This window comes from Klebsiella sp. P1927, from assembly GCF_018204675.1.
GTDB classification, from domain to species: domain Bacteria; phylum Pseudomonadota; class Gammaproteobacteria; order Enterobacterales; family Enterobacteriaceae; genus Klebsiella; species Klebsiella pneumoniae.
On sequence record NZ_CP073379.1, the window covers coordinates 40,881 to 59,380 of the forward strand.

Annotated in this window: 11 protein-coding genes and 2 pseudogenes; 8 read left to right on the forward strand and 5 right to left on the reverse strand. The window is 51.1% G+C overall.

The window, feature by feature from the left end; translation table 11 throughout:
- The first annotated feature begins 165 nt into the window (after positions 1 to 165).
- Entirely contained in the window at positions 166 to 906 is a 741-nt protein-coding gene (locus KB892_RS28975; RefSeq protein WP_020324066.1) for a tyrosine-type recombinase/integrase, read from the forward strand.
- A gap of 717 nt (positions 907 to 1,623) precedes the next feature.
- Here KB892_RS28975 and KB892_RS28980 read toward each other — a convergent pair.
- A complete protein-coding gene (locus KB892_RS28980) occupies positions 1,624 to 2,634 on the reverse strand; it encodes a RepB family plasmid replication initiator protein (protein WP_004182030.1) in 1,011 nt (336 codons plus the stop codon).
- Between the two features lie 751 nt (positions 2,635 to 3,385).
- Between KB892_RS28980 and sopA the strand changes: the two genes are divergently transcribed.
- The 3 genes and pseudogenes from sopA (at position 3,386) to KB892_RS28995 (ending at position 7,685) form a co-directional block, all read left to right on the forward strand.
- Entirely contained in the window at positions 3,386 to 4,552 is a 1,167-nt protein-coding gene (gene sopA, locus KB892_RS28985) for a plasmid-partitioning protein SopA (protein ID WP_004182032.1), read from the forward strand.
- Positions 4,552 to 5,523, forward strand: coding sequence for a ParB/RepB/Spo0J family plasmid partition protein (locus tag KB892_RS28990; protein WP_004182039.1), 972 nt, complete (start codon positions 4,552 to 4,554; stop codon positions 5,521 to 5,523). The genes sopA and KB892_RS28990 overlap by 1 nt, the downstream gene beginning before the upstream one ends.
- Before the next feature lie 1,042 nt (positions 5,524 to 6,565).
- Positions 6,566 to 7,685 (forward strand): annotated as a pseudogene (locus KB892_RS28995) (IS3 family transposase).
- A gap of 774 nt (positions 7,686 to 8,459) precedes the next feature.
- Here KB892_RS28995 and KB892_RS29000 read toward each other — a convergent pair.
- A pseudogene (locus tag KB892_RS29000) lies at positions 8,460 to 9,155 on the reverse strand (IS1 family transposase).
- Between the two features lie 967 nt (positions 9,156 to 10,122).
- On the opposite strand from KB892_RS29000, the gene KB892_RS29005 reads away from it, so the two are divergent.
- Together KB892_RS29005 and KB892_RS29010 are read left to right on the forward strand one after the other, a co-directional pair.
- Positions 10,123 to 11,403: a DUF262 domain-containing protein gene (locus tag KB892_RS29005; RefSeq protein ID WP_004182042.1), complete on the forward strand. Its 1,281-nt coding sequence runs from the start codon at positions 10,123 to 10,125 to the stop codon at positions 11,401 to 11,403.
- The gene (locus tag KB892_RS29010) at positions 11,400 to 13,352 is read left to right on the forward strand and encodes a DUF262 domain-containing protein (RefSeq protein WP_000037308.1); all 1,953 of its coding nucleotides are present in this window, start codon (positions 11,400 to 11,402) and stop codon (positions 13,350 to 13,352) included. Before KB892_RS29005 ends, KB892_RS29010 begins: the two co-directional genes overlap by 4 nt.
- A gap of 244 nt (positions 13,353 to 13,596) precedes the next feature.
- On the opposite strand, the gene KB892_RS29015 is transcribed toward KB892_RS29010, so the two are convergent.
- The 3 genes from KB892_RS29015 to umuD form a co-directional block, all read right to left on the reverse strand.
- Complete coding sequence (locus tag KB892_RS29015; protein ID WP_004182043.1) at positions 13,597 to 13,848, reverse strand: type II toxin-antitoxin system Phd/YefM family antitoxin; 252 nt, start codon at positions 13,846 to 13,848, stop codon at positions 13,597 to 13,599.
- 78 nt (positions 13,849 to 13,926) lie between these two features.
- A complete protein-coding gene (locus KB892_RS29020) occupies positions 13,927 to 15,198 on the reverse strand; it encodes a Y-family DNA polymerase (protein ID WP_023157784.1) in 1,272 nt (423 codons plus the stop codon).
- Entirely contained in the window at positions 15,198 to 15,623 is a 426-nt protein-coding gene (gene umuD, locus KB892_RS29025; RefSeq protein WP_004182047.1) for a translesion error-prone DNA polymerase V autoproteolytic subunit, read from the reverse strand. The genes KB892_RS29020 and umuD overlap by 1 nt, the downstream gene beginning before the upstream one ends.
- A gap of 401 nt (positions 15,624 to 16,024) precedes the next feature.
- On the opposite strand from umuD, the gene KB892_RS29030 reads away from it, so the two are divergent.
- Positions 16,025 to 17,560, forward strand: a complete 1,536-nt coding sequence (locus KB892_RS29030; protein ID WP_161400820.1) for a group II intron reverse transcriptase/maturase — start codon at positions 16,025 to 16,027, stop codon at positions 17,558 to 17,560.
- Positions 17,561 to 17,793: 233 nt separating this feature from the next.
- Positions 17,794 to 18,024 (forward strand): hypothetical protein, encoded by a 231-nt coding sequence (locus KB892_RS29035; protein WP_004118481.1) that lies wholly within the window; start codon positions 17,794 to 17,796, stop codon positions 18,022 to 18,024.
- The last annotated feature ends 476 nt before the right edge of the window (positions 18,025 to 18,500 follow it).

Below are 18,500 nucleotides of genomic sequence, written 5' to 3' on the forward strand. Positions count from 1 at the left end.
GAGCAGAAAAAGGATCCTTTACGTATTTGGTTTTACCCGCAATAATGCGGGATAAGACAACAAAAGGATCCGCGCGCTGCGATTTATTGTCATGGCAGGATCGGCCCGTCAGGTGCAAAATACCTGTATCCATAAACAGTGCGTGCGCTACGTGAAAAATAACTCATGAACAGCATCATTCCCCTGCAGAATTCACCAGAACGCGTCTCCCTGCTGCCGATCGCCCCGGGCGTTGATTTTGCGACCGCGGTGGCACTCCGGCGGATGGCCACCTCAACAGGTGCCACGCCGGCTTACCTCCTGGCGCCGGAAGTGAGCGCCCTCCTCTGGTATATGCCTGACCAGCGTCACCACATGTTGTTCGCCACCATGTGGAATACCGGGATCCGTATCGGTGAAGCCCGGACGCTCACCCCGGAATCGTTCGACCTGGATGGTCTGCGCCCGTTTGTTAGGGTGCTGTCGGAGAAAGTGCGCGCGCGGCGCGGGCGGCCACCAAAAGATGAAGTGCGACTGGTGCCGCTGACGGATGCCAGTTTTGTGCGTCAGATGGAAAGCTGGATGGTCACCACCCGCCCCCGCCGGCGTGAGCCGTTATGGCCGGTCACGGATGAGACAATGCGCAACTGGCTGAAACATGCGGTGAAGCGGGCTGAAGCTGACGGCGTGCATTTTTCGATCCCCGTGACGCCGCATACTTTCCGTCACAGCTATATTATGCACATGCTTTATCACCGGCAGCCCAGGAAGGTCATCCAGGCACTGGCCGGGCATAAGGATCCGCGCTCGATGGAAGTCTATACCCGGGTATTTGCGCTGGACATGGCTGCCACCCTGGCCGTTCCCTTTACCGGTGACGGTCGCGATGCCGCGGAGATCCTTCGCTCCCTGCCCCCGGCCGGCTGAGATTGGCACGCCTGGCATGACGTCCTGTATTCCGCTAATACGGAATACAGGAGCAGAGCGCATTCAGCCCCCTCCCTGCTCCAGCACACCAGTCCATCATGCTGATGACTGAACCGCCGTGGTCTTACCCGGTGACCTGCAATCCTGCAGGCATCAACATACCGCAGACAAGACAGGGCACAATGCAGGCATTCTGGCCGTGCATCCCACGGTGCGTTATTTCCTGAAAGCTCAGCGAATCATCCCGTTAACTGCGACAGTCATTGACCATCTGTGGCCCACATTTTTCTGCCATCCGGCTCCCGTTTCCTGATCGCATTTAGCAGCGTGAAGCTGGCGCCGGGTTATACAAACAGCTGCAGTCTCATCCTGCCGGGCTAAATCTGCAGTACACAGGGGAACGGATACCATCAGGTAACATGACCGTCTCAGCATCCGATTGAGATCTTCGTAAGGGGTATAGAGCTTTACTGAAAAATTGACTGTGGCATGTTATCACCCATGAAATAGTGAACAGACCAGGGAATACCCCCGTTAAACCCGCATGCCGTAGTCAATATCTGCGTATCAAGACCCGAAATCACATATTACAGTCAATATTGTTCGATCCGGGCAGACATGATAGAGAATAAATATTGACTGCGGTATGCGTGATGCATATCACAGTCAATGGAATGTCCTTAGCGGCATACGGCAGTCATGATATGCATATCGCAGTCAATTTTCTGGCTTCATCGCTGAGAGGGCTTCAGCCAGTTTAAGAGGATCGATGCCCGCAGCCTTCAGCGCCTTAATGACTTCGTCATAATTTTGCTCTGGCGCCTTCTCTTCTTCCTCATTGCGCGGAACCTTCACAGGGCCACTGATGAGTTTGGGGTTGCGATAATGCACGCTGAAATAGGTGGCTCGGCCACGTTTAAACTCGGTGTAATCCAGATAACCAATATCCCGCAGCTGCTCCATCGCCTTACGCACCGTGTGGTTCTGCGTATAGACATTTGAGGTGAGATTCAGCCGCTCACGCATCCGTTTCATGGAAATAGGTGCAGGATTCTGGGGAAGACTTTCGATGTAGGTATAAAGCGCCTGGGCTGATTCCTTGCGCTGCAGGGCGTCAATGGCTTTCAGCCGCAGCAGTACCCTTCTGTCCATGTGGTAAAGCTCAAACAGCTTAGGTTCAGCCTTGATCTCAACGATATCCTCGTTGATGTCATAATAGGCTGACTGCACCAGATGGGTGGTCCATCCTTTGGTCTCGCTCTGGAACTTCAACGTAACCGAGGCGAGTTTAAACAGGGAATTACTGATGCGATCGCGCATTTTTTTGTTTGAACGACGGGAGTCAAATCCGCACATCTTAACGAATTCGACGAACGACAGTTCCAGGGTGTCACTTTTTACCCCATACTCCGACATGGAGCGAATTATCCCCAGCCAGACTTTAAAATCCGTGTCCATATCAAGACGCGAACCGGTGATCTTAACGTCAGTGTACCCTTCGCTTTTGGCAATGGACAGCTGTACAAGCTCCTCAGTCGCGTCTGTAACGTTTTTCCGGTTCGCCTTGCTCTTCCCTGTTGATTTCAGAGTTGGGACGAAGAGACCGAGTCTCATGAGCGCTACTGGCTGCACGGTACTGGTGCTGTTGACATCCAGCTTAACAACTTCGCCGGTTGTCTTATCAACTTCCTGAAGGTTCAGAAGTAAGCTGTTATTTTCGCTCGTCATCTTGATCCTCAACGGTTATCCACAAAAGGATGTAGTAATACGTATCGCAGTCAACGGATATACATACCTCTGTAAATACCGTTGCATATCACAGTATTAGATTATGCATATAACAGTCAACATTTTACATTCCGCAGTCGATCCAGACAGACGTTAAAGCCAGTTACAGCGCATGCTGGAGCGATCCGGGGATCTCTTTTGGATCTCACTATGATCTCCTTGGGATCAATTATTGGATCGAGACCATGAATAACCCAGATACAAGGCCGGAAGCGCCATACCAGATATCCAGAACCCTGGCCTGATTTTCCTGAATACGCTCTGGAAGATTGAGATCTACAGGTACAACAATGAAACATTGACTGCGGTATGCTGAGTCGTCTTTCCTCTTTCTCGACACAGATGCGGTAAGCATCATACCATAGTCAATATATTACATACCGCAGTCAATTTCATTATAACTGGCTTATCCAGAGCCATCTTTAGCAACCCGACGTACGTGCAATCTGTGAATTCTGTGATTTTCCGCTTCCTCGCCGCTTTCTCACTCCGTGAGATCGCTTACTGCGGCGAGCGGCAGTGATTAATATTGACTGCGGTATGTACTCTTTTGTAATCCCCTGCGTTCTTTGCATCACCCAATGCGGTTCACTTTGCACTTTTTCGTGCACTTTGCGTTTTTATTGTTGCTTTGCAATAAATTCCAAGATTTAATAAAATAATGCAAAGTGAAGATTAAAGGATGTTCAGTATGGGACTCATGGATACACTCAACCAGTGCATAAGTGCTGGTCATGAAATGACGAAAGCAATCGCCATTGCGCAGTTTAATGATGACAGTCCGGAAGCCCGGAAAATAACCCGGCGCTGGAGGATTGGTGAAGCAGCTGATTTAGTTGGCGTGTCATCTCAGGCTATCAGGGATGCCGAGAAAGCTGGCCGGCTGCCGCACCCTGATATGGAAACCCGTGGGAGAGTTGAGCAACGCGTTGGTTATACCATCGAGCAAATCAATCACATGCGGGATGTATTTGGTACACGACTGCGCCGTGCTGAAGATGCGTTTCCGCCGGTGATTGGTGTTGCTGCTCACAAAGGTGGTGTTTACAAAACCTCAGTATCCGTTCACCTGGCTCAGGATCTTGCTCTGAAAGGACTCCGTGTTCTGCTTGTTGAAGGCAATGACCCACAGGGAACTGCTTCTATGTATCACGGATGGGTGCCCGATCTTCATATTCATGCTGAGGACACTCTCCTGCCCTTTTATCTTGGGGAAAAGGATGACGCCAGCTACGCTATAAAGCCCACCTGCTGGCCTGGCCTTGATATCATCCCGTCCTGTCTGGCACTGCACCGCATTGAAACCGAGCTGATGGGGAAATTTGACGAAGGCAAATTACCTGCTGACCCGCACCTGATGCTCCGTCTGGCCATTGAAACTATCGCTCATGATTATGATGTGATAGTTATCGACAGTGCACCCAACCTTGGTATCGGTACGATAAATGTTGTATGCGCTGCTGATGTACTGATTGTCCCTACTCCGGCAGAGCTTTTCGACTACACCTCCGCACTGCAGTTTTTCGATATGCTGCGTGACCTGCTTAAGAACGTGGATCTTAAAGGCTTTGAGCCAGATGTCCGTATTCTGCTTACTAAATACAGTAATAATAACGGCTCGCAGTCCCCGTGGATGGAAGAACAAATTCGGGATGCCTGGGGAAGCATGGTCCTTAAAAATGTTGTGCGCGAAACGGATGAAGTCGGTAAAGGTCAGATCCGTATGAGAACCGTTTTTGAACAGGCTATTGATCAACGTTCTTCAACTGGCGCCTGGCGTAATGCCCTCTCTATATGGGAACCTGTTTGCAATGAGATTTTTGATCGTCTGATTAAACCACGCTGGGAGATTAGATAATGAAGCGTGCTCCTGTCATTCCAAGACATACCACACATACTCAATCGACTGAAGATACTTCATCACCGGCGCCAGCCGCACCTATGGTGGATTCATTAATTGCGCGCGTGGGTGCTATGGCCCGAGGTAATGCTATCTCTCTTCCGGTATGTGGACGGGAAGTAAAATTTACCCTTGAGGTGCTCCGGGGAGACTCTGTTGAGAGCGCTTCACGCGTATGGTCAGGCAATGAGCGCGATCAGGAACTACTTACCGAAGATGCTCTGGATGATCTCATTCCTTCATTTTTACTGACCGGTCAGCAGACTCCAGCTTTCGGCCGCCGGGTTTCTGATGTCATAGAAATTGCAGACGGCAGCCGTCGCCGTAAAGCCGCAATCCTGACGGAAAGTGATTATCGCGTTCTGGTTGGTGAACTGGACGATGAGCAGATGGCTGCATTGTCCCGACTGGGTAACGATTATCGGCCGACGAGTGCTTATGAACGTGGCCTGCGTTATACAAGCCGGCTGCAGAATGAGTTTGCAGGAAATATTTCTGCGCTTGCCGATGCGGAAAACATCTCTCGTAAGATCATTACCCGCTGTATTAATACGGCCAAACTGCCTAAATCCGTTGTTGCCCTGTTTGCACATCCTGGAGAACTGTCTGCCCGGTCAGGTGAAGCCCTTCAGAAGGCTTTTGCAGATAAAGAAGAATTACTGAAGCAGCAGGCTGAGACTCTCCACGATCAGAAGAAAGCGGGACTAATCTTTGAAGCTGAAGAGGTCATTAGTCTTTTAACATCCGTACTGAAACAATCTCCCTCTCCAAGGGTTAATCTGAGCTCACGTCATCAGTTTGCTCCAGGGGCAACAGCATTGTATAAGGGCGATAAAATGGTGCTTAATCTGGATAGGTCCCGCATTCCTGTGGAGTGTATAGAGAAAATAGAAGCCATTCTTAAGGAGCTTGAGAAACCAGGAGTCTGATGCGGACACGCTTTAGTCTACGGTTATCTCCCTTTACTTCATTTCCTTTCTCACAGGCCAGAAAACATAACTGGCCTAAATATTCTCTCTGAGACCACGGTCCCACCTGCATCGTCGGTCAGGTTATCTTTCTGGGACCACGGTCCCACCTGCGTCGTCGGTCAGCTTAGCTGCCTGGGACCACGGTCCCACCTGCGTCGTCGGTCAGGTTATCTTTCTGGGACCACGGTCCCACCTGCATCGTCGGTCAGGTTATCTTTCTGGGACCACGGTCCCACCTGCATCGTCGGTCAGCTTAGCTGCCTGGGACCACGGTCCCACCTGCATCGTCGGTCAGGTTATCTTTCTGGGACCACGGTCCCACCTGCGTCGTCGGTCAGCTTAGCTGCCTGGGACCACGGTCCCACCTGCATCATTGTTTAGGTTTCCAGCCTGGGACCACGGTCCCACCTGCATCGTTGGTCAGGTTATCAGCCTGGGACCATGGTTGCATTGATGTCAATGACGAACTGATTTTTGACATGATTGCATCACGAAGAGCGGAATAATCTTGCAGCAGAACTGAAATATCTGGCGATTGAATAGTAATGGATCGGGATTAGAGCCGAGTATACTGAGTACAATTTGTCAAATTTCGCAGTGTATTCGGTTTAATCTCCTCCAGTTTTTAAAGGTCAATTGCTGCCGCTACGCGCTGTTCAGACCTTCGTCCGGCAAGTAACCAATCCAGGCTATTTTCACAACCCAGGGTGAATAACATCATTCCGTCATCAGCATAGCCACATCATGCATTTCGTCACACTGTATGATCTGGGGATTTCAGAGACATTACTTATCACAGGTTATGCAGATGAATAAGACTCAATAGATTGTTTATCCACAGTGACGGGGATATACATGTGGGTAGCTTCTTGAAAGACTTATGATGTAAATCCAGCCTCTTGACTCTCACATTGCCAATATATAGCTCGTGACCTGCTCCCCGTTGATTAGTACACCCCGATGTTAGTAATGTCTTCATAAGCCACATGAGGACATCCCCATGAAGAAGCGTTTTTCCGACGAACAGATCATCAGTATTCTCCGCGAAGCCGAAGCTGGGGTACCCGCCCGTGAACTCTGCCGCAAGCATGCCATTTCCGATGCCACGTTTTACACCTGGCGTAAGAAGTATGGCGGTATGGAGGTGCCTGAAGTTAAGCGCCTGAAGTCGCTTGAGGAAGAGAACGCCAGACTCAAGAAGCTGCTTGCCGAAGCCATGCTGGATAAAGAGGCGCTTCAGGTGGCTCTTGGGCGAAAGTACTGACGACAGACCAGAAGCGGGAAGCCGTGATGCTGATGTGTGATGCGACCGGTATGTCGCAACGTCGTGCCTGCAGGCTTACAGGTTTATCCCTGTCGACCTGCCGCTATGAGGCTCACCGTCCGGCTGCTGATGCGCATTTATCAGGGCGCATCACTGAGCTGGCACTGGAGCGCAGGCGTTTTGGCTACCGTCGTATTTGGCAGTTGCTGCGCCGTGAAGGGCTTCATGTTAATCATAAGCGCGTGTACCGGCTTTATCACCTCAGTGGCCTGGGCGTAAAACGCAGAAGACGTCGTAAAGTGCTGGCAACAGAACGTCTGCCGCTGCTCCGTCCGGCGGCGCCCAATCTGACCTGGTCGATGGATTTCGTCATGGACGCACTTTCCACCGGTCGCAGGATCAAGTGTCTTACCTGCGTCGATGATTTCACAAAGGAATGCCTGACGGTCACTGTTGCCTTTGGGATTTCAGGCGTTCAGGTCTCGCGTATTCTGGACAGCATTGCACTGTTTCGAGGCTATCCGGCGACGATAAGAACTGACCAGGGGCCGGAGTTCACTTGCCGTGCACTGGATCAATGGGCCTTTGAGCATGGTGTTGAGTTGCGCTTAATCCAGCCGGGAAGCCAACGCAGAACGGATTTATTGAGAGCTTTAACGGACGATTTCGCGATGAATGCCTGAATGAGCACTGGTTCAGCGATATCGTTCACGCAAGGAAAATCATTAATGACTGGCGGCAGGATTATAACGAGTGTCGTCCACATTCAGCACTGAATTATCAGACGCCATCAGAGTTTGCAGCACGGTGGCGAAATGGAAAATGTGAAGGTAAACAAACCGACCTTACTAACTGACGGTTGTATCTAATCCTGGGGGCAGGTCACTCGACTAACTTCATAATGGCGCGCCAAAAATTAGTAAAAAATTACCATATGGCTGTCATTGAATTTGTGAAGGTGAGTACCATGCCGACATCGGCAAAGGTACAAAAGAGTAGTATTGTTCCAATGTTAGAGCTAAAGCATGTCTAAAGTAGCAATTGCTGGGATAATGCTAAGGCAGCATCGTTTCTTGTTTACTCATATAAGTGCGTGTAAGGAAGTGAATATATCAAGCCCGGGCCATGGCCCGGCAGGATATATTTGATTACATTGAAGTGCCCTGCAATCATATCTGACGCCACAACTTCCTCTATGGATTAAGCCCGAAGACTTTCTAATAGGCCTCTCTGCGAGGATGAAATTTGTCTACGGATGAGGGGACAGTACAACAAGCAAACAGGACCTCATATTACTGGCTGGAAGCCAAGCTTTCTTTTACCGGGTATTGAATTTTGTTTTACAGTATATGCAAGCGCTTTAACGGGATATCGTCCGCTTTGTGAAAAAAGCGGAAGTAGCTAATCACAGTTTGAGTGGAGCAACTGAATGAAGGTCCTGTTTGTTCTGCGTACCAGACACAATCACTCAGACAGTGGCTTATTTAAAATATGTTAATGAAACCTAAGCAAGAGAACTGAAATGGACAAATTGTTAAATATGCTGCGTTATAAGAGTGAGGGGTCTGATATTGACTTCAAATCTACCCAGTACCGCTTTAACAATGGTTCTGAGGGTAATGACTCCAACTTATTGATAGTGTTTTATGTTCAGATAATGCCCGATGACTTTGTCATGCAGCTCCACCGATTTTGAGAACGACAGCGACTTCCGTCCCAGCCGTGCCAGGTGCTGCCTCAGATTCAGGTTATGCCGCTCAATTCGCTGCGTATATCGCTTGCTGATTACGTGCAGCTTTCCCTTCAGGCGGGATTCATACAGCGGCCAGCCATCCGTCATCCATATCACCACGTCAAAGGGTGACAGCAGGCTCATAAAACGCCCCAGCGTCGGCATAGTGCGTTCACCGAATACGTGCGCAAACCGTCTTCCGGAGCCTGTCATACGCGTAAAACAGCCAGCGCTGGCGCGATTTAGCCCCGACATAGCCCCACTGTTCGTCCATTTCCGCGCAGACGATGACGTCACTGCCCGGCTGTATGCGCGAGGTTACCGACTGCGGCCTGAGTTTTTTAAGTGACGTAAAATCGTGTTGAGGCCAACGCCCATAATGCGGGCGGTTGCCCGGCATCCAACACCATTCATGGCCATATCAATGATTTTCTGGTGCGTACCGGGTTGAGAAGCGGTGTAAGTGAACTGCAGTTGCCATGTTTTACGGCAGTGAGAGCAGAGATAGCGCTGATGTCCGGCGGTGCTTTTGCCGTTACGCACCACCCCGTCAGTAGCTGAACAGGAGGGACAGCTGATAGAAACAGAAGCCACTGGAGCACCTCAAAAACACCATCATACACTAAATCAGTAAGTTGGCAGCATCACCGAAGATCGCGGGCGGAAACATCCAGATCACCGTCACCTCAGTTCGCAATGGAAACGTGAAATTCCAGCACGTTCAGGTGCATTATGAGCCGAACACGATCTATGGCCATGCAGACTTTACTGCGAACCTCTCTAAAGCCCAGCAAACGACGCTGCGGCAGCTCTATGACGGCTGCAACCCGCGCCCGAGGCGCGACCTACTGCGTGGTGGAGCCGATCGCCTGCAAGTCGGGGCGATGGAGTTTCAGTGCTCCCCTGAAGAGCTATTGTCGGGATTGATTGAAACGATCTACGCTATGCGAAACGCCCTACTACACGGCGAAGTAGACCCCGACCCGAGGGTACTGTCTTGCTATGAGCCAGCTTATCGGATCGTAATGCTGTTTCTAGGCTGCGTGAGATAAGCAGGAGATGTACCCTGTGTTCATATTTTTTAGATATGGCATTAGTCATGGCATTGATATTTTATTTGATATTTAATCTAAGTAAATTAATATGATATATAGGCAGTTGATAATAGAGTGGGAGTGAGGCTATTATTTAGCCTATTGTTTTATTTGATTTAGTGAGTGCCATTGATGATATGACTGCATTATCAATGGCATTTTTTATGGTTTAAGGCCGACGCTGAATCGAAGATATAGCAAATACCATGTGACCGTATCAGCAAATGCCATGGTATCGACAACCGGGTGCATTGCAGCGCTGTGCTGATGCCATCGATGCTCGCTTTGATCAGAACCGCTCTCTCGACCCTTGCCCCAGATCGTTAAATATGCGCCAGAGGAGCACCTCGTGATAGAAATTGTGAACAAGACAGCCGCCACTCGGAATCGAAGTATCCATATAGGTGAATAAAGTTTGCGGAAAATACGCTGAGAAAATAGAAAAGCGTCAATGAAGGGACATAGGAATGGCGATTAACGGAGAGAACGGTGTTAGTGCAGTCACCGTGGATGAACTACTCAAGCAAGGCCTTCGGATACCGAACTATCAACGCCCATACAGTTGGGATGTATCGACTGCTCTACAACTGGTGGATGATATCAGCGAAGCTCTTCGAGATACCGAACGAAAAGATATTCCCTATGTTTTGGGTGCAATCATTCTTCACGATGATGGTGAGTATCTCAATGTAGTCGACGGGCAGCAGCGCCTGCTGACTTTGCGAATGATTCTTGCGGCCTTAGATCCGATAAATCATCAAATTTCGATGTCTGGTAACAGCGACACTCCTGTCTCCCTAGTTTGGATAGAGCTTCAAAGGCGCCTGTCGCAGTTGGAAGATAAAAAAGAGTTTTTGGATTTTATCTGTCACAAATGTCAGTTGGTGCGTATTGTGACGGACGATATTGATGAGGCATTTCGTGTCTTTGATTCCCAGAACTATCGCGGCAAACCGCTTGCCCCTCACGACTTGCTCAAAGCACACCACCTGCGCGAAATGCACGATGAGTCCGCTGCTATGAAAGTGGCTGTCGTTGAGGCTTGGGAAGCCGTAAACGATGAGGATCTGGACAGGCTTTTTTCTACTTTTTTATACCGGATATCCAAGTGGTCACGAGGCGAAAGCTCGCTCGAATTTACTATTCGGGACATCGGCATGTTCAAGGGCATTTCATCACGATCCCACAGGTCATTTTCGCCAAATCTGCGATATCACCTTGCAGCACAAGCCGCTATGCCACTTCTAAGTGCATGGTCGGTATCCTCTACACATGATGCACGAAACGCCGGGCGCAGCCGCTTTCAGCTTGATGCCCCGATAATCGCAGGACGCTCATTTTTCGAGATGGTGACATTCATGCTTGACGAATTGAAGATACTGGAACAAGAGGTTATTGACAGAGGTTTCAAAAACTTTGGCCCATCTCAAAGTCGCTACCGCTACGTGTACGAATTGTTCATTGCCGCGCTGCTTTGCTATACAAACAAGTTTGGCGATGAAGATGTAGATGAAGTGCGAAATAGGTTATTCGCATGGGCATATGCCTTGCGGGTCGAGTTACTTCGTGTGCAATTTGTATCTGCTGACAACCGAGCGCGAGGTAAAAACGATGCAAATAAATCGCCTTTTGTTTTGCTACGTAATGCGATGACTGGAAGTGTTGTCCGCAAACTTCCAATAACAAGTAAGCCATACAGCGATAACCACGAAAAGGAACTCGTTGCTTTTATCAAGGGGCTGCAATGAGCAAGAAGGAGTTGAAACCTGAACTGTTAACAGTAGGCAAGTTATTCACTGACAATTATCTGATTCCTATTTATCAACGGAACTATGCTTGGCGGGCCGAACAGATTGAGCAACTTATTAGCGATATTCAAGACTCGGTGGTAGGGGGCCAGGACAACTATTTTCTTGGGAACCTTGTTGTAATCAAGCGGGGTAGAGAGGATGAGTTCGAGGTCATAGATGGACAACAACGACTTACAACCCTCTATCTGCTTCTTACCTTCCTGGAGCAAGACGGTGAGGGTGAGAAGCCGTCGGTTGGCCATGCAGGCCACTTGCAATATGAGTCGCGCGCACGGGCAACTGAGGCCCTGCTGCGAGTAGCACAGGAGGCGGCTAAGGAGCACGTTCGACCGCAGGGCTCCACGAGTAATGCAGATGCTGGCATTCATGAAGGCTACAGCATCATCAATCAGTTCTTCAAACAAAATGAAAACCTTAATCGCTCACGCGAAAAATTCTCCGATTTCTTGCTAACGAAGGTGACTGTCGTCCGTGCCTCGCTGCCACCCAATACCGACCTCAATCGCTACTTCGAGATCATGAACACTCGTGGGCAGCAACTCAAGCAGGTTGATATTGTTAAGGCTCGCCTGATGAGCAAACTGCCCAATCAATATGAACGCGAATGCTTTGCGTGGGTTTGGGATTCCTGTGCTGACATGGATTCTTATGTCCAGATGTCTCTGACCCGTGGTGACACAAGTTTGCGAAACAAAGTATTTGGTGATGAATGGTCCTGGCTGGAGGTGACCAGCTTCTCTTCGCTAATGGAAAGTCGTCCGCAATCCGGCATCAATTCATCAAGGCAATCCTCCGAAGGGGTATCGTTGTCCTTGGATGAGGCGTTGTCAAAATACGCTAAAGAGCTCGAGTCAAATTCCACTGAAGACGAGGGCAACGAGCGGTTTCGTTCGACTATTGAGTTTCCGGCCTTTCTGCTACACGTTCTAAGAATTATGAAAGGCGATGAGGTCGAAGACGAAGGCCTGCTTGACGACAAGCGCCTCATCAAGTCATTTGACGACGCCGTAAATAATGTACCCGATGCTAAAGCCGATTGGGTGCGTAGTTTTGCATTTATGCTTCTCAAGTGCCGCAACCTCTTCGATGGCTTCATCTTGAAGCGTCAATTCACGGCAAACATCGGTGACGATGGCGATTGGTCTCTCCAGCGACTGAAAAAAGGAGGCGGGGACAAGAAGCCAACCCCGACGTACATCCATGTTTTCTCGGCCAGCAATGGAAGCTTAGAGGAGGACGGGAGTGCTGACCCACATACCCGAGATGTATTGCTGCTTCAGTCCATGCTTCGGATTACCTACACTTCTCCGCGAACGATGCACTGGATTACCAAAGTTCTTCGCTGGCTCTCCGTTAAAGCCCCTCGAGACGTGAAACATGCGGATCTTGCCGATTTGTTGAAGGGATATGCCCGCAGCAAGGTTAAAGAGACATTCTCCTTTGAGAAAGATCAGCAACCACAAGGGTTTGGTATCAGCCGTATCGTCTTTTCGTATCTCGACTATCTTCTGTTGAGTGACTCCTCAAAACGAGATTTCAAATTTCAGTTCAGAACTTCCATTGAGCACTTCTATCCACAGCATCCTGACAAAGAACAGTCGGGCGCGGTTGTTTCAGGTTCTAGCCTTAACCTGCTTGGCAACCTCGCGCTCGTAAGCGTCAGCGCGAACTCAAAATTCAGCAATAGCCTCCCCAGAGCAAAGGCCGAAAACTTCAAGGATACAATTGAACTTCAAAGTCCCAAGCTCAAGAGAATGGCGGAAATCACCCGAAATACAAACTGGGACGATCAGCAGATAACAGCACATCATGAAGCGATGGTGACATTGCTTCGTGATGATGTAAGTCTGGTGGAGGCAAGCGGAAGATCCAACCCAGGGCGTTGACTTCTTTGAATAACTGCTTTTGGATGAATATCCTTTGTGGTGTGCAAGTTGTCAGTCTAAAAGCGTTTTGCGTCGGGCGACACGATCAGTACAGTCTCCAAGTTTTCTTACCATGGTATTTTGTATGGTATCGACATGCAGATATAATTCTATTTTATTGATTTTATAGTGTTTTAAGACAGCATTGATCATCGAGTGGGTAACATAGGCTTAATACATTCCTTGCTCCTCGCACCGGAGCACATCACAGATACTGATTGAGATCCACTTCACGCAGCGGCTGGTTTTGACGTTCTGTTATCATTTGCACTAGGTCTTTTTCGTCCAGCTCATCGAGCATTTGTTCATACAGAGCCGCGGGCACACAATAAAAAACAGGGCGGTTGCGGTCAATAATCGCGACCGGGTAGCCGCCGCCGGCACTGGCGGTGGCCACCGGATCGTTTTTAAGTTCGCTGATGCTGGCAGTCACATCACACAGAATGATATTTGTCATGGTCCCCCCCTGAGACAAGTCATCTGTATGATCGGTAAAGTAAGCTCTTGCGGCAAGTCCCGTCTGTCATTTCGACGGTCAGAAACGGGCAACCGGCAGCTCCTTCCAGCGGGTGGTATATGCCGGTGACAGCATCTCCCGTTTCATCTGCCAGTCCGGCGCAATACCCCGTCCGGCAAACCAGACTTTCCCGAGTCCGGAATGATTAATGCCGTCGAGTACCTTCATCAGCGCATCGCTGTGCGGCCGTGGCTGCACGTCATCGAACAGATTCAGCTGCGCGACGCCGTTCGGACTGAAATCATTGAGCATTATCCCCGCTTTTGCGTAGCGGTGGCCATCGAGCCAGATCCTGTCCAGAGACCTGACCGCAGCCGCGATAATGTCCCGGGTGTCACGGGTAGGGGTGTGCAGTTTTTCCGTGGCCACGTTACCGTAATACGGCTCATTAACCGCAAAAGGGGATGTCTTGATGAAGGTGCTGATATGCCGGCAGTACTGTCGCTCACCGCGCAACTTTTCCGCCGCGCGCTCGGCATACTGGCAGACGGCCTGGCGCATTTCTTCGTAGGTGGTGATCCGCTGCCCGAAGCTGCGACTGCAGACAATCTGCTGTTTCGGCGGCGGCGCTTCCTCCAGTGAAATGCAACTCTCGCCGTTCAGCTCACGTACCGTGCGCTCCAGCACTACGTTGAAGTTTTTCCGGATAAATGTAGGGTTCGTCAGCGACAGCTGTAGGGCGGTGGTGATCCCCATAACGTGCAGCTTTTTCGCTATCCGGTTCCCCACGCCCCAGATTTCTTCCACCGGCTGCAGGCTGAGTAATTTTGCCGTTCTGCGTGGATTATCGGGCGACAGCGCCAGCACCCCCCTGAATTGTGGCCATTCCTTTGACGCCCACTGCGCCGATTTGGCCAGTGTTTTTGTGGCGCCGAAGCCGACACCGATCGTCAGTCCGGTTCCACTGAGAACATGCCCACGCAGCTGCCTGCCAAAATCCTCCAGATCCATACAGTGGCCAATTCCCCGGGCATCCAGGAAACATTCGTCAATTGAGTATTGTTCGACGCGGGGCGACAGCTCTTCCAGCAGGGCGACCACACGGTTACTCAGGCTCGCGTAGAGCTCGTAGTTGCTGGAAAAAACGTACAATTTTTCAGGAAACTGCGCCTCTTTGAGCTGGAACCAGGGGGTTCCCATCTTTATACCCAGCAGTTTGGCTTCAGCACTCCGGGCAATAACGCAGCCATCGTTGTTACTGAGAACGACGACAGGTTTGCCGCGCAAATCCGGCCTGAAAACCTTCTCGCAACTGGCGTAGAAGGAGTTGACGTCAGCCAGGGCGAACATCAGTCTGCCCTCCGGGTTTTATGAATGAAGGCTGTCACCACGCCGAAAATTTGCAGCGTTTCCGGATCCGGGTACAGGGAAGGGAAGTCCGGGTTCATCGCCTGCAGGGCTGGCCGCGGCGTCAGAAGCAGGCGTTTTACCGTAAATTCACCCTCAATTTCCGCGATAACAATATCCCCGTGCCGCGGCTGTTCTGCTTTATCCACGACCAACAGATCGCCGGAATAGAGGCCAATATCAGTCATTGAGTTGCCAATCGCCCTGACAAAATAGGTGGAGTGGCGCCGGTGAATGCAGTACTCATTCAGATCCAGTTCAGACTCAGTGTAGTCTGCTGCCGGTGACGGAAAACCCGCAGGGCATCGCTCTGTGAACAAAGGAATTTTTACTATGCTGGCTTCTGATACTGCAGGAATGAACTTCATCGTTTTTTCCCTCGCTTAAGGCTGTATATATATACAGTGTGCGCCGGGAGACCGGTAAAGATCAAGGGGTGAAAGTCCCCGACCATTGAAGGACCAGCAATCCACAGGGTCCCCGAGTCATGCGTTGTATACCGTGAGGTATGGGGCGAAGCGTTGACAGGGGTGTTGACAGGCCAGCCATTGAGCCACGAAATGTATATTAAATTCCCGGGTGCCGACGTTGTACTGTTTACGGAAGGCAACATCATAGGGTGCGTTACTGCGAGTGCCATATGGACCCGGCGGGGTCTGAGACCCTGGCATGTCAATACGATCTTTACGCGGGAACCGGGAGATCTCCCCTCTGACCATCTGCCAGTGCCGGAGATGGCCCGCACCGGGAAGGCGAGGAGCCGAAGCCGGTGATGTACGGAGAGGAGAAGTCGGACTCGCTCATAGTAGCTGCGAATCTGGCGAACAATCCGCAAGGAGCGGAGTCAGTGGAGCGAAGGAGCGGGGCCAAGGGAAACGCGGAACAGCCACACATGCGCCGGACGCAGAGCCGGGAAAGTATGTCACAGAGGCTGTCACGCGTGCGGGAAGCTGCGAAGCAGCGGAAGAAAGAACGGTTTACCGCATTGTTCCACCTCCTGACAGCAGAGGCACTGGAGAACGCATTCCTCTCCCTGAGCAGGAAAGCGGCTGCCGGAGTTGATGGTGTCAGGTGGAAGGACTACGCCGAAAACCTGAAGGTCAACATAGCAGATCTGCACCGGAGGCTTCATCAGGGTAGTTACAGGGCTCAGCCCGGCAGGCGGCACTACATCCCGAAAGCGGATGGAAAACAGCGCCCGCTCGGCATCGCCTCACTGGAGGACAAAATCGTCCAGTATGCGCTGGTTAAGATCCTGAATGCAGTCTACGAAAATGACTTTATGGGGTTTTCATACGGGTTCAGACCCGGGCGAAGCCAGCACAATGCGCTGGACGCACTGGCCACAGGGCTGGTTCGGACCAATGTAAACTGGGTACTGGATGCCGATATCAGTCAGTTCTTCGACAAGGTAAGCCATGAATGGCTAATCAGGTTCATAGAACACAGAATCGGCGACCAGAGGGTAATCAGGCTCATACGAAAGTGGCTCACAGCCGGGACCTCAGAGGAAGGAGAATGGCGGGCATCGGAGGAAGGAGAATGGCGGGCATCGGAGGAAGGAGAATGGCGGGCATCGGAGGAAGGCACCCCACAGGGTGCGGTTATCTCGCCGCTGCTGGCAAACATCTACCTCCACTATGTCTTCGATCTGTGGGCGCATCAGTGGCGACGCCGCCATGCCACAGGCAATGTGGTCATGGTCAGATACGCAGATGACATAGTCATCGGGTTCGACAAGCGAATCGACGCTCAATGCTTTCGTATAGCCATGCAGCGCAGACTGAAGGAGTTCGGACTCGCGGTACATCCGAAGAAAACCCGACTGACGGAGTTCGGCCGCTTCGCAGCCGAAAACCGCGCCAGCAGGGGAAAAGGTAAACCAGAAACGTTCAACTTCCTCGGGTTCACGCATATCAGTGGGAAAGATCGTAGTGGCAGGTTCATGCTGATACGAAAGACACGCCGGGACAGGATGACGGCGACACTGAAAGCGATCAAGGACGGACTACGAAAGCGCTGGCATTACTCAATCCCCGAACAGGGAAAATGGCTCAGGATAGTGGTTCAGGGATACCTGAACTACCACTCAGTCCCGGGCAACTATCCCATGATGCGGAAGTTCAGGATATACGTAACAGACCTCTGGCGACGGGCGCTGAGGCGCAGGAGCCAGCAGGATGATACGACATGGACGAAAGCAAACAGACTGGCAGCCGTATGGCTGCCGAAGGTTCGGGTTCTGCATCCATGGCCTGTGGAGCGGTTCACCGCCAGACACCCAAGGCAGGAGCCCGGTGCGTGAATAGCGCACGCCGGGATCTGTGCGGGGGGTACCCGGTAACGGGTATCCCTACCGCGACATTATTTTGCGGAGGCCGTTTTTTTTCAAGTCATCTTGTTGCCGTTGTCTGTAACCATTTGCTGTTCCTGCAAAAACAGGGAAATTTCAGAAGGATCGCTGCCAGTCCGGAGAATCGTTATCTAATAAAATGTAATATACTGACGTACAGTGCATTTATTCTGAGTGGAGTGATTATGAATACGGGTTTAAGGCAGGTTCTGCGATATGCAGGCGTCCCGGTTGACGCCGCTGAACCGGTGCGCCGGCAATTCGGTAGCCGCCTGATTTTAATCGTGACGGTTGCTCTTCTTCCGCTGTTGATTGTTGACGTCCCTCAGTGGCTATTTGTGCTCTCTCAGATTATCTGGGGAAGCGGTATGTACATTGGTATCTCCGTGGCCAGTGATAAACCAGATCGCCGATAAGCTCAGAACGAGAGGTCTCCCGGGCCGCCTGGTGACGGGCAGCTGATAAACTGGCGCCATGCCATCAACACCGGATAAGGACGTCGCCGGCTTGTCTTTGCCGCCGGCTCCGCTTTGTCCGGCCCCCTCCCTCCGGTCTGCGGCCTTTATACGCAGCCATCGCGTCGCGATGCCAGCTTCTGCTTTTCTCCCTGCGCTCGTAAACCGCGACAGGGGACCTCATGTTGTATCTCCTGCATCGCTTCGGGTAGTGCCGTGCCTTCACTTTAGCCCGGCCGCTGCAGATGCAAGGGTTCGCTGGCGCCGCCATCCTCGCCCGGTCGCAGTTTTTTTAGGAAGCTCGCCGTTCTTCCCGTCGTTTTCTCGCTCAGGTTCGCTCTAAAACCGTCCAGACCAGCTTCGTGCTTTATCTGCGCTGCGGCCTCCGGTGTCGCCCTTGCATCTTCCGCTTTCCGCCGGGCTGTCGTGTCGGCACG

What these genes read in the sequence shown, in the direction of transcription:
- KB892_RS28975 (WP_020324066.1), top strand. Translation starts at nt 166, where the DNA reads ATGAACAGCATCATTCCCCTGCAGAATTCACCAGAACGCGTCTCCCTG.
- KB892_RS28980 (WP_004182030.1), bottom strand. Translation starts at nt 2,634, where the DNA reads ATGACGAGCGAAAATAACAGCTTACTTCTGAACCTTCAGGAAGTTGAT.
- sopA (WP_004182032.1), top strand. Translation starts at nt 3,386, where the DNA reads ATGGGACTCATGGATACACTCAACCAGTGCATAAGTGCTGGTCATGAA.
- KB892_RS28990 (WP_004182039.1), top strand. Translation starts at nt 4,552, where the DNA reads ATGAAGCGTGCTCCTGTCATTCCAAGACATACCACACATACTCAATCG.
- KB892_RS29005 (WP_004182042.1), top strand. Translation starts at nt 10,123, where the DNA reads ATGGCGATTAACGGAGAGAACGGTGTTAGTGCAGTCACCGTGGATGAA.
- KB892_RS29010 (WP_000037308.1), top strand. Translation starts at nt 11,400, where the DNA reads ATGAGCAAGAAGGAGTTGAAACCTGAACTGTTAACAGTAGGCAAGTTA.
- KB892_RS29015 (WP_004182043.1), bottom strand. Translation starts at nt 13,848, where the DNA reads ATGACAAATATCATTCTGTGTGATGTGACTGCCAGCATCAGCGAACTT.
- KB892_RS29020 (WP_023157784.1), bottom strand. Translation starts at nt 15,198, where the DNA reads ATGTTCGCCCTGGCTGACGTCAACTCCTTCTACGCCAGTTGCGAGAAG.
- umuD (WP_004182047.1), bottom strand. Translation starts at nt 15,623, where the DNA reads ATGAAGTTCATTCCTGCAGTATCAGAAGCCAGCATAGTAAAAATTCCT.
- KB892_RS29035 (WP_004118481.1), top strand. Translation starts at nt 17,794, where the DNA reads ATGAATACGGGTTTAAGGCAGGTTCTGCGATATGCAGGCGTCCCGGTT.